The 12,004-nt window shown below is 75.0% G+C and carries 8 protein-coding genes; 5 read left to right on the forward strand and 3 right to left on the reverse strand.

Going from position 1 to position 12,004, the window contains the following annotated elements:
- The first annotated feature begins 83 nt into the window (after window positions 1-83).
- The 4 genes from AC13HU_RS19460 (at window position 84) to AC13HU_RS19475 (ending at window position 6,967) form a co-directional block, all read left to right on the forward strand.
- Entirely contained in the window at window positions 84-503 is a 420-nt protein-coding gene (locus tag AC13HU_RS19460) for a PIN domain-containing protein (protein ID WP_483043177.1), read from the forward strand.
- Between the two features lie 349 nt (window positions 504-852).
- A complete protein-coding gene (locus AC13HU_RS19465; protein ID WP_483043178.1) occupies window positions 853-3,273 on the forward strand; it encodes an ABC transporter permease in 2,421 nt (806 codons plus the stop codon).
- A complete protein-coding gene (locus AC13HU_RS19470; RefSeq protein WP_483043179.1) occupies window positions 3,270-4,085 on the forward strand; it encodes an ABC transporter permease in 816 nt (271 codons plus the stop codon). The genes AC13HU_RS19465 and AC13HU_RS19470 overlap by 4 nt, the downstream gene beginning before the upstream one ends.
- A gap of 68 nt (window positions 4,086-4,153) precedes the next feature.
- Window positions 4,154-6,967 (forward strand): hypothetical protein, encoded by a 2,814-nt coding sequence (locus AC13HU_RS19475; RefSeq protein ID WP_483043180.1) that lies wholly within the window; start codon window positions 4,154-4,156, stop codon window positions 6,965-6,967.
- Here the strand turns inward: AC13HU_RS19475 and AC13HU_RS19480 are convergent.
- Complete coding sequence (locus AC13HU_RS19480; RefSeq protein WP_483043181.1) at window positions 6,953-8,002, reverse strand: ABC transporter ATP-binding protein; 1,050 nt, start codon at window positions 8,000-8,002, stop codon at window positions 6,953-6,955. The two genes, AC13HU_RS19475 and AC13HU_RS19480, sit on opposite strands and share 15 nt — an antisense overlap.
- Window positions 8,003-8,207: 205 nt before the next feature.
- Between AC13HU_RS19480 and AC13HU_RS19485 the strand changes: the two genes are divergently transcribed.
- Window positions 8,208-9,713, forward strand: a complete 1,506-nt coding sequence (locus AC13HU_RS19485; RefSeq protein WP_483043182.1) for an AlkA N-terminal domain-containing protein — start codon at window positions 8,208-8,210, stop codon at window positions 9,711-9,713.
- A 135-nt stretch (window positions 9,714-9,848) separates the two neighbouring features.
- Here AC13HU_RS19485 and AC13HU_RS19490 read toward each other — a convergent pair whose 3' ends face one another.
- Window positions 9,849-10,967: a DUF5954 family protein gene (locus tag AC13HU_RS19490; RefSeq protein ID WP_483043183.1), complete on the reverse strand. Its 1,119-nt coding sequence runs from the start codon at window positions 10,965-10,967 to the stop codon at window positions 9,849-9,851.
- 266 nt (window positions 10,968-11,233) lie between these two features.
- Window positions 11,234-12,004 (reverse strand): hypothetical protein (locus AC13HU_RS19495; RefSeq protein ID WP_483043184.1); only part of this gene is annotated, 771 nt, incomplete at its 5' end.

Below are 12,004 nucleotides of genomic sequence, written 5' to 3' on the forward strand. Positions count from 1 at the left end.
CGCCGGACCCGTTCCCGCCGACGCCCCGGCCCGAGCCGGCCGCGCCCCCGCTGCGGTGAGGCGCGGGTGCAAGGGTGGGGGGCGTGACCGAACGACCACTGCTCGTCGTCGACGGTCCGAACGTCGTCGGCTCCGTGCCGGACGGTAGGTGGCGCGACCGGCACGCCGCCGCCGAGCGCCTGCGTGACGCCCTCGCGCCGTACGCGACCGCCGGGCGTCCCGCCGACGGCCCCGCGCCGCCCTGGGCGGTCGGCGTGCCCCTGGACGTGGTCCTCGTCGTCGAGGGCGCGGCCCGCGGGGTCGACTCCGTCCCCGGCGTGACGGTCCGCTCCGCTCCCGGCAGCGGTGACGACCTCATCGCCGAGGTCGCGTCGCACGCTCGCGCGGGCGAGGCCGGGTCCCGCCGCTGTCTCGTGGTCACCGCCGACCGCGGCCTCCGCGCCCGCGTTGCCGTCGTGGGCGCCGACGTGACGGGCCCCCGCACGGTCAGGCGGCGCCCCTGACCCACACCCGGCCGCCCCGATCTGTCGGCTCCGGGACCACCCGCCGGTGGTGGGTTCCCGCGCAGTTCCCCGCGCCCCCGCGGCACGCCGTTGGCGGCACGATCCCCTGCCGCCTTAAGCCGGGCGGTGGCCGGTGATCCCCGAACCGGCAGGACGGGGCAGCCGAGGGGCAGGGGCGCGCCGAGGAGCGCCCACGTTGCGTCGCATGGGGATGGCTGGTAGGACTGCGACGCACCGTTACGTCACATGTTCGAGGCCGCGGGCGGGAGTTCATGTGGTCGGCACGACCCTGCTGCCTTCACCGCGGCGTCTTCCCGCGGCAGCGAGACGCTCGACGCAACACGGGTTGGTGCTGGCCGCCGTCGCGGTGACCGTGCTGCTGTGCGCGACGGCGCTGGCAACTCTCGTGGCGCTGGCGGGGCGTTCGGTCCGGTCAGAGGCGGACCGCAGGTTGGCCGCCGACCTCGACGCGCAGGTGTCGGTCAACGCCTCGTTCCGGGCCGGGGGGATGGCGGCCGCCGATCGGAGTGTCCGGGCCGCCGCCGCAAGGGTCTTCGCGGACGTGCCGCAGCGAACGTACGTGGGATTGCTGGGCACTTCGGCGGTGTCGGTGCGGGGTGTCGACGGGGTCGCGGGGCGGCCGCGCGGGCCCGGCGGCAGCGGGCTGCACCCGGTCGCGGTGCAGGACCCGGGCAGGTTCGGGCAGTTGGTCGCCGGAAGTTGGCCGGCCGGCACGGCGGACGCCCCGGCCGGCGCGTTCACCGCGCTGCCCGAGGTCCGCGTTTCCACGGGTTCGACGGCCCCGGTCGACGCCGCTGTGCCCCAGCCGCTGGCCGAGCGCCTGGGGCTCCGACCCGGCTCCAGCGTGCAGTTGCACGACGCCGCCGACCGCAGCATGACGTTGCGGATCACCGGCGTCTTCCGTGCGGCCGGAGCCGTCGGGTTCTGGCCCGCGATGGCCGGCGACCTGACCGAGGGCGAGACCAGCAGCCAGCAACTGCTGGTGGTCTCGGCCGCGGCTCTGAACGGAAGTGCCGTCCTGAACGGGCACTTGACGGCCCACTGGAGCGTGCAGCCGGACTTCTCCCGCCTCGACGCGGGTCACCTGGCGAGGCTGCACGATCGGGTGCGCAGCTTCACCGGCAGCCAGAGCGACGTGTCGGTGTTCCACGGGCAGCAGCCGTCGTTGGACGACCTGGCGGTGTCCTCGGGTCTTGCGGACGCGATCGACGCCCTGGCGGTACCGATCGTGGCGGCCCGGTCCGCGCTGTACCTGCCGAGCGTGATGCTGGCGGTCCTCGCGCTCGCCACCCTGGTGCTGGCCGCCCGTCAGATGACCGTGCGCCGGCGCGGTGAGTTGGCCCTGCAACAGGCCCGGGGCGCGGGCACCGCGCGGTTGCTGCGCGGCGCGGCGGCCGAGTGGGCGGTCACCGGTGTCCCGGCCGCGGTCGCCGCACCGTACCTGGCCGGGCTGCTGCACCCCGGCGGCCGAGGCGCCGACGCCTGGGCGGCGGTGGGTCTGACCCTGCTGGTGCACGCCGGGGCGGTGCTGCTGCCCGTGCTGCCGACGATGCGGTTACGGGCGGGCCGAGGCGCGCGGGCCGCCGCAGCACAGCGGTGGGGCGCCGATCTGGCGCTGCCGGCCGTCGCAATCCTGGGGTTCCTGGAGCTGCGGCGGCACCGCTCGCTGATCGCCGGCGGGCTCGGCGGTGTGTCCGTGGATCCGGTGATGGTCCTGGTCCCGGCCTTGGCGAGCGGGGCCGCCGCGCTCCTGCTGCTGCGGCTCCTGCCACTGACCTCCAGACTGCTGGACGCGTTCGGGCACCGCGGCCGGGGGCTGGTCCCGGCCCTGGCCGGATGGCAGTTGAGCCGGCGGGCCGCACGCAACGCCGGCCCGGTGGCACTGATGTGTCTGGCCGTGTCGGTGAGCGCCTTCGCCACCACGGCGCTGGCCTGCCTGGGCGGTCTCGCGTCCGAGCAGGCCGCGTTCACGGTCGGCGCGGACGTCAGGATCGATCCGTCCCAACAGAACGACTACCCCGCCGAGGTGTTGGGCGCCGCCTATCGCTCGCTGCCGGCGGTGACGGCCGTGGCCCCGGTGACCCAGGCGACGGTGAACCTGCCCGGCGGAGCCGGCGAGGAACTGGACGGCACCATCGCCGGTCCCGCACCCCGCACACCCTCACCGGCCGCCTACGGGATCACCCTCCCGGGGCGCCCGGTCACGCTGCTGCTGGACGAGCAACTGAGCAGCGACGGCAGCACCGCGGCACCGCACCTGGAACTGGTCGTGCAGGACGCGGCCGGACTGGACAGCACCGTGTCCGCCGCCCTGCCCGCCGCCGACGGAGCCAGGCACACGATCGCCATCCCCCTGGACGTCGCGCTCGGCGGCGGCCGACCGCGCGCGTACCCGCTGACGGTGACCGCCATGAACGTCCTGCCGCAGCCGGGGGTGCGGCCCGCGCGCCTGGACCTGGACCTGATCCGGGTCGGCTCGCGCGGCACCGCGGACGTCTGGGCCGCTCCCCTGCCCGCCGGGCAGGTGTGGACCGACGGCACCGAAGACGCCGCCGACGCCACTGCGGGTGCCTGCCGAGGGAACATGTCCGGCGCGTACATCTACGGCGCCCCTGGGGTGTGCTCGATGCACGCCGGCGGCCCCGGCGTGCTCCGGACCACGATCAGTACCGCTACCGGGCCCCGCGGGCGACCGCCGGCACCGACGGCTCCGGCATCGACGACAGAACCCAGCCGGACGGCGAGGTGAGACTGCTGGCCGGCGCCGCCGGCGGACCGGCGCCGCTTCCCGTGCGCGCCGACGCACAGGCACTGCACGACGGTCACCTCGCCGTGGGCAGCACCACCACGCTGGACCTGGGCGACGGCAACCCGGTGCCCGCCAGGATCGTGGGGCGGGTCGACTCGCTGCCGGGACTGGGACACGGGCAGGGGCATCTGATCGCCGACCAACGCCGACTCGCCGCCGCGCTGACGCTCGCCGGCGCCCCCCAGTCGGACCCCGCGTTCTGGTGGATCAGCAGCACCGACAGCGCGCGGACGGCCGCCGCCGCGCAGGCACAGCCCGCGCTGGGCCGGGTGACCACCACGGCGCGCACCGCCGCGGCGCTGGCGGCCGACCCGTTCCGCAGCGGGCTGCGCCGGGTGCTGGAGCTGGTCCGCGATCTGGCCCCCTGTTTCGCGGTCATCGCCTTCACCGTCCATGCGGTGATCTCCGCCCGGCAGCGCCGCAAGGAGTTCGCCCTGCTGCGGGCGATCGGCGCCGGTTCCAGGCGGCTGGCCGCGCTGCTGGGTGCGGAGCAGGTGAGTCTGGCGCTGTTCGCGGTGGTCCCGGGAGCGTTGCTGGGCATGGCGCTGGCGTCGGCGGTGCTGCCGCTGGTCACCGTGGACGACAGCGGGCAGGCCCCCTATCCGCCGCTGCCGCTGGTCATGCCCTGGCGCACCGTGGCGCTGACCGCGGTGGTGACCGCGCTCGCCATCAGTGCGGTCGTGCTGGCGCTGGCCCGTCTGCTGGCCAGGGTGGACCTGGTACGGGTGTTGCGGGCGGGGGAAGACCGTTGAGGCGTGTCGCCGGACAAGGTTGGACGGGGCGGACGTCGGTGCGGCGATCCCCGGGGACGGGCGCGGCGATGACGCTGCGCCTGATCCGCAGGGAGGCGCGGGGCGATCTGCCGCTGCTCGCCTGCTTGGCGGTACTGGTCCTGGTGCTGGCGGCAGTGTGCGCGTGGGCCCCCTCGCTCGCGGGGCACCAGGAGGACCGGGCGCTGCGGCAACGGATCGCCGCCGCGCAGGCCGGCGCTCCGCTGATCACGTTGAGCACCGTGCCGGAGGTCTTCAACTCCGGTCCGCCGACCGTGAACATGGCCTCCCTGCTCGGCGACGGCCGCGCGCTGTCCCACCGGCTGCGCGGCTCGGCGGCGCGATACCTCAGCTTCGCCGGCAGCGGCAGTTACGACTACAACGAGGCAGCTCTCACCGCGCCGAGCCCGCCCGGACCGACGGTCAGCAGCACCAAGCTGACGCTCAGCCACTTCCCGAGCGTGCAGGCCCATCTGCGCTACGTCAGCGGCCACGCGCCGGCCGACCACACGCCGATCGGCACGGCGCCGCAGATCGGACTGTCGCAGGCCACCGCGCAGGCACTGGGAGTTCGGGTCGGCAGCCGGCTCGACGTCGAGTTCGCGAGGGTGCCCGCCCGGCAGCAATCCCCCCGTGCGGTGCTGCTGGTGAGCGGGGTCTTCCGGGCGACGGCCGGTGCCGACGACTTCTGGAGCAGCCGGCCCACGCTGGCGCAGCCGTCGAGCTACCCGGCGCAGAACACCACCGGCACGGTGCTTGCCGTACGCGGCCTGGTCGGCACCGACGCCGCCGACTGGCTGGCGGCCGCCGGGGTGCCCGGCCCGTCCGTGACCTGGCAGATGCGGGCCGACCTGCGTCAGGCGGCGCTCGACCGGGCCCGCGCGCTGAGCGGACCGCTGTCCCGCTACGGCGCGGATCTGGACCGGGCGCTGTGCCGGGGAGTCGACGAGTTCACCGGCGGCGAGAGCTGCATGGTCGGCAGCCAGCGCACCGGTCCCCTCACGGTCACCGACGCCCTGACGCCGCTCGTCGGCACCTTCACCGCGCAGGAGCACCAGGCCGGCGGGCTCGCCGCGTTCGCCGTCGACTCGCTGGCTGCGGTCGCGTTGGCCACGACGGCGGTCGCCGTGCGGCTGCTGCTGCGCCGTAGAAGGGCGCATCTGCGGTTGCAGCGCGCGCGGGGCGCGTCCACGGCGCGGCTGGTCCTGCTGCGCAGCGCCGTGGCGTGGCCGGTGGTGGTGATCGCCGCGCTGCTCGGCTGGGCGGTCGGCCGCGCTCTCGCTCCCGCCGGGGCCTCCGGGGCTCCGCAGCCGGTCCCGGCTGCCGTGCTCACCGCGACCGTGGCGCTGACGGTGTCACTGCTGACCTGGCTCGCGGTCCGCGAGCCGCCCGGGCCGAGCCGACGACGTCGCGCCCGCCGGCCCGTTGCCGGCGGCCGGCGCGTGGTCATGGAGATCACGGTGCTGCTCGCGGCAGTTGCGGGGGTGGCCACGCTTCGCTCGCAAGGACCCGACTGGATACTGGGTGCGGTGCCGGTACTGCTGGCCCTGGCCACGGTGCTGGTCCTGCTGCGGATCTACCCGCTCGCACTGCGGCTGCTGCTGCGGCGGGCCCGCCGTGGCAGGGGAACCGTGAGCTTCGTCGCGGTGGCCCGGGCCGCCCATGACGCCCCGGCGACCGGGCTGGCCCTGTTCGTGCTGGTCCTGACGCTGGGCACGGCCGTGTTCGGCGGGCTCGTACAGCGCACGATCGGCGACGGCCTGACGGCGGGCGCGGCCTGGAGTACCGGCGCCGACGCCTGCGCGACCGCCACCGGGAACACAACACCCGCACCAGGCGCGCTGACCGGCACGACCGGGATACGTACGGCCCTCCAACATCTGTACGCGCTCGATCTGGTGGGGCGGGCCGACGGCGCGGAGATCTCGGCGGTCGCGGTGATCACGGTGCAGCCCCGGCAACTGGTGGCCGTCGCCCCGCGCTCGCCGCTGGCCCGCACCCTGCTGTCCGCACTGACCGCCCCGCCGCGCACCGGAACCGGACCCGGTACCGGCGTCCCGCTGCCGTCCGTCGTGTCGCCCGCCCTGCGGGCGCGCGAGCGCACCGGCGGCTTCACCTCCACCATCGAGAACCACGGTCACCCTCCCGTGCACCTGGCCCTGGACCCCGCCGGCACCCTCGACCCCGCGGACCTGCGGGACCCCCTGCTGGGGCCGATCACGGCGCAGCTCGCCCCGGGCACACCGATGCTGATCACCACTGCCGCCGCCGACCACCTCATGCCGCAGCAGTCCTCGGGCAGCACCGTGCTGCTCCTCCAGGGCGACGGGCCCGGTACCTCCACGGCCGCGCTGCGGTCGGCGGCGGCCAAAGCGCTCGGACCGCTGGCGCAGGTCCGCACCCGCGCCCGAACGCTGAGCGCCCTGCGCGACGACGGCCTGACCCGCGGCCTGGAGACCGTCTACACCGCCGCTTCGGCCCTCGCCGCCCTGTTCGGCCTGCTCGCCGTGGCCCTGGAACTGATCCTCACCTCGTACGAACGCAGCCGCACCACGTCGTTCCTGCGGACGCTCGGGCTGGGCGGCAAGGAAGCCGGGGCGGTGCACTTTCTGCAGATGCTCCCGCTCGCGGCGGCCGCGGCCGTGGGCGGCGCCCTGGTCGGCCTGCTCGAACCCCGGCTCATGGCACCGACGCTGAACCTGCGTCAGTTCACCGGCGGCCCCGCGCAACCGGCGCTGCGGATCGACTACGCGCTGACCATCGCCCTCGTCGGCGGCGTGGTCCTGCTGATCCTCGCCGCCGCGGCCACCGAGACCGTCCTCGCCCGCAAGCGTCGCCTGGGCGCCGTACTACGCCTCGGCTGACGGCCGCGGTACGCCGTCGGTCCCACCGTCCGCGGCGTCGGATCTCGCCTGACGTGTCGTCGCCTCACGCGTCCTCGCCTCACGCGCGGCGGCGTCGGGCCAGACGCCGACGTGATCGGACTCCAGGGCGAGCCTGACCCGCTTGCGCATGTGCAGGCGCTCGGTGAACTCGCTCGGTATCTGGAGCCGCCCGTTGCGGTCCAGTACCGCGTACTCCTCGGAGGTGAGGGCCTCGACGCCGTCCTCGTCGGTGGCGACCCGTCGCAGCACCTCCGTCGAGGTGCGGCCGTTGCGGATCCGCACGGTGCGCTGGACCTGCTCGGACACCAGGGTGTCGTGGGTGACCACGATCACGGTCACACCCAACTCCTCGTTGGCCCGGCGCAGCGCTGCGAAGATCTCGTCGCTGGTGGCGGTGTCGAGTTCACCGGTGGGTTCGTCGGCGAACAGCACCCGGGGCTCGTTGGCGTTGGCGACGGCGATGGCGACCCGCTGCTGCTCGCCACCGGAGAGGGCGTCGGGGGTGCGATCCCGGCAGTGGCCGACGCCGAGCAGGTCGAGCAGTTCCTCGGCGCGCTCCCGGCGCCGGGAGCGCTTCACCCCGACGTAGGTCATCGGAAGCATCACGTTCTCGGCCGCCGAGAGGTACGGCAGCAGGTTGCGGGCGGTCTGCTGCCAGACGAAGCCGACGGTGGAGCGCCGGTAGTCCAGCCGGGCGCGGCGCTTCATCGCCAGCAGGTCGTGTCCGGCGACCTCGGCGGAGCCCGCGGTGGGCACGTCCTGGCCGGAGAGTATGCCCAGCAGGGTGGACTTGCCGGAGCCGGACGCCCCGATCACCGCGATCATCTCGCCCTCGGACACGGCCAGGTCGAGGCCCTGGAGTGCCTGGACCTCGACGCCCTCGGTCCGGTAGATCCGCACCAGGTTCTCGCAGACGACCAGACCCTCGTCGCGGTCCGGGACGCCGGCCGCGACGGCCCGCCGACTCAACTCGTCCAGGTCCGGCGCACAGGCTGTCTGCTCATGAGCGGCCACGGCCGTCCCCCCGGGTGAAGTTGTGGTCCGACAGCGGCAAGGGTAGTCCCGTGGGAACCCGACCCACCCGGCTCTCCACGCCCCTGAGCGGTCCCCGAGCCGGCAGGACAAGGCAGCCCGGCGGATCAGGGCGCCCTCCCCACGGGGGGCCACCGTGTCCGAAATACGCCAGCCGGAAAGCGGCCGGCAGGCGACAATGGTGACCATGGCAACGGAAGAGGGCAACTACGAGGCGGTCCGAAGCCGAGACGCACGGTTCGACGGCCTCTTCTTCTTCGCGGTGTCCACAACCGGCATCTACTGCCGCCCGAGTTGCCCCGCGGTCACCCCGAAACGGGAGAACGTCTCGTTCTTCGCGACGGCCGCGGCCGCCCAGTCCGCGGGCTTCCGGGCCTGCCGGCGGTGCCGCCCGGACGCGGTCCCGGGCTCGGCGGACTGGAACGCGCGCGCGGACGTGGTCGGCCGGGCCGTACGGCTGATCGGCGACGGCATCGTGGACCGGGAGGGCGTCGCGGGGCTGGCCGCGCGGCTGGGCTACAGCGCACGCCAGGTGCAGCGCCAGCTCAACGCGGAACTCGGCGCGGGCCCGATCGCACTGGCCAGGGCGCAACGCGGCCACACCGCACGGGTGCTGCTCCAGACAACGTCCCTGCGGGCGGCGGACATCGCGTTCGCCGCGGGCTTCGCCAGCGTGCGGCAGTTCAACGGGACGATGCGGGAGATCTACGCCGCCACGCCGACCCAGTTGCGGTCGGCCCGGGTCGACGGCGCCGGCCGGAACGGCGAGTTGGGGCCCGACGGCGCGGCGGGAGTACCACTGCGGCTGGCGTACCGGGGCGCGTACGACAGCGGGCAGGTCTTCGACTACCTGGCGGCGCGGACGGTCGCCGGGGTGGAGGAGGTCGTGGACGGCACAAGCACCGGCGCGGGCACCGGCCCGCACGGGCGCGCCCGTACCCGCGCACGCACCTACCGCAGGACCCTGCGGCTGCCGCACGGCGCGGGCGTCGCCGAGGTGTCCGAACGGGCCGGCGCGGGGCGGTGGTTGGCGTGCCGGCTGCACCTGGAGGACCTGCGGGACCTGACGACGGCGACGCAGCGGCTGCGGCGGCTGTTCGATCTGGACGCGGACCCGTACGCCGTGACCGAACGGCTCTCCGGGGAAGCGGAGTTGGCCCCGCTGGTGGCGCAACGCCCGGGCGTGCGCTCGCCGGGGGCGGCGGACCCCGAGGAGCTGGCGGTGCGCGCGGTGCTGGCCGAGGGGCTGAGCGCCTCGCACGCCCGGCTTGCCGCCGATCAACTGGCCGCGGCCTACGGGCAGTCGCTCGCCGCACCGAGCGGCGGCCTCACCCTGCTCTTCCCGCGCCCGGCGGAACTGGTGGACGCGGACCTGGCCGCGGTGGACGTACCGGACGAGCGGCGGGCCGCGGTGCGTGCGATATGCGGGGCGCTGGTGTCGGGCGCGGTGCGGCTGGACCCGGGGGCGGACCGCGACGAGGCGGAGCGGACCCTGCTGGCGCTGCCGGGCGTGGGCCCGTGGACGGCGGGCTACATACGGATGCGGGCCCTGGGCGACCCCGATGTGCTGCTGGAGCCGGACGCGGCGGGAGCGGCCCGGTGGCGGCCGTGGAGTTCGTACGCGACACACCACCGCTGGCACGCGGCGGCGCACCCGGGCGGGACGGAGCGGGTGCCGCGGCAGACGGCCTGACCGGGCGCCGGGGACGGGGGCTCGGGGGACGCAGGGCACGCGGGGACGCCGCACCACGCCGGCATCGTACAACCGGCTCCCGCGAAGGGCGCGTTGGGGCATGTGGGCGCCAACAGCGCGGGGCTTTCGAGGCGTTCAGCGGCGTTCGCGCAGGTGCTCGCGGCGCCGCCGCTCCTCGTCGAGGAGGGCCATGAACTTCTGCGTGCTCTCCTCCGCCTCGCCGTCCTCCTCGTCCTGGACCGGTCTCTGCTCGCGCAGTTGGCGCTCATGGACCATGGCCGGCGGGACGGGGTCGGCGTCGGAGGGGCGCGGACCCTCGGGACCGTCCGGGCCGATCCGGATCAGGCGCTCGACCCGGATGACGCGGAAGTGCCGCCCGGTGACGTCGAGTTCGTCGCACTGCTCGGTGTCGAGGTGGTCGGCGGCCCGCTTGTGGAGTTCGTGCTCCTCGTCGGTGAGTTCGCGCTGCCACGGCACCATCACGCGCAGCTGCACGGCCAGTCCGTCGCGGGCGTCGCGCGGGGTGGCGGCGGTGCCGGTGGACTGCGGCCGCCAGCGGCCCCCTTCGCGTTCGGCGGCCATGAAGGTCGCCGGGAGCAGCACCCCGCCCGGGTGGGTGCGCGCGGCGGCACGCGAGTCCTCGCGCACGTCGCGGGGCACCGTGCCGTTCTTCCGCAGGGCGGTGAGGAGTTCGATCCGCAACACGCCCGGCGACAGCGTGGCCTCGCTGCCGGACGCGATGGTCAGGTCCGCCGCGGGGTCGAGGGGCGGCTGCGCGGGGTCCGTACGGTCGGGGTCGGTGGCGCGCGGCGGCTCCGGACCGTCGGGGCCCATCCGGATGAAGCGCTCGGCCCGGACCACTCGGTAGCGCTCACCGGCCACGGTCAGCTCGTCGAGGCGCTCCCAGTCGAGCCGCTCGGCCGCCTCGGTGTACTGCGCGCGGCCGGCCTCGTCACCCTCGGCGGTACACCTCTCGGCGCGCTCCCGGAAGTACGCACCCAGCGCGTCACGGGCGTCCTGCGGCGCGAGGCCGGCGAAACCCGGGCGCAGCTTCCAGCCACCCGCGGCCCGTTCGCGGGCGATCCCGAAGACCGGACCGCCGGCGAACAACGTCGACGGGTACGCCTTGCGCGCCTTCCAGGTCTCCACGTCCGCGGGTGCGGCCAGCCCGGCCGCGACCGGCGACGGTGGCGCGGCCGGCCGTGGCCACTCCTGTCCGGTCACTTCCTCCTGAGCGTCACCGTTCGCCTTCATGCCAGTAGCATGCCCGTCCGGCCGTCCCGAGGATGCCGATTCGGCCAAAACCGCGCACCGGAACGAACCGCTGCGCGACCTGCTCGCACGTCAGGGGAACGGCCTACGGTCGCAAGCGCGTTGACCACCGCGGCGTGCGTCGGGCGACGACCGGAGCGCCAGGCGGCCGGGCCCGGCCGCGAACTCCGACTCCGAACACCGACTCCGAACTCCGACTCCAGATACCGGCTTGGAACACCGACTCCGTTCCGGCAACGGCCGGCGGCTCAGCCGACCTTCGCCAGCTTGGCGATCTGCGCGCTGACGACCCCGGTGGGGATCACCGGGTGGTCACCGGGATCACCCTGGAGTGAGAAGACCGCGATGGTGGCTCCGCTGCGGACGACCACGTAACTCAAGGGCGCCATACCGGGGGTGCCGCCGTCGGGGTTGCCGCCGGCGTCCACGCTCGGCGCGGTCTCGGTCAGGCCGAACGCCATGGCGTCGTCACCGACGGAAGGCGCGGACCGGGGCTCGGGGTGGGAGTACCGGAGCCCGTCACCGTCGCGGAAGGAGGTGCAGGCTTTGAGGGATGCGCGCAGATCGGTCATCACCCCCCGGGCGTCTGCCGGTTGGTAGGCGAGCAGCGCGTCCAGGAGCATGGTGTCGCCGTGCGTCTCGGTGAGGTACTCCTGGAAGTCGGCGTGGTGCTGACGGGTGGGGCTCTGCGGCCCCATAGCGATGGCACCGAGCGGTTCGCACGCGGCCGGGGACACCTGGGGCAGCCGGGTGACGTCCATGATCACGGGCGTGACCTCGACCCCGTCGGGGCCGCGACCGTAGCGCGTAGCGGTCGTCCATCCCGGCAGTTCGGCCCGGCTCACCGCCGCCTGCTCCAACTGCCGTTGATCGAGCATGCGGCCCGGCCGGGTGCCGTCCCCGCCGGCTGTACCGGACGCTGCCGAGGTGCCGGCCACGCCCGCCGTACCGGACGCGCGGTGCGTGCCACCGCCCCCGCTGCCGCTCCCGTGACTCCCGCCGTTCCCGCACGCCGTGGC

Source organism: Streptomyces sp. NH27 (assembly GCF_056859195.1).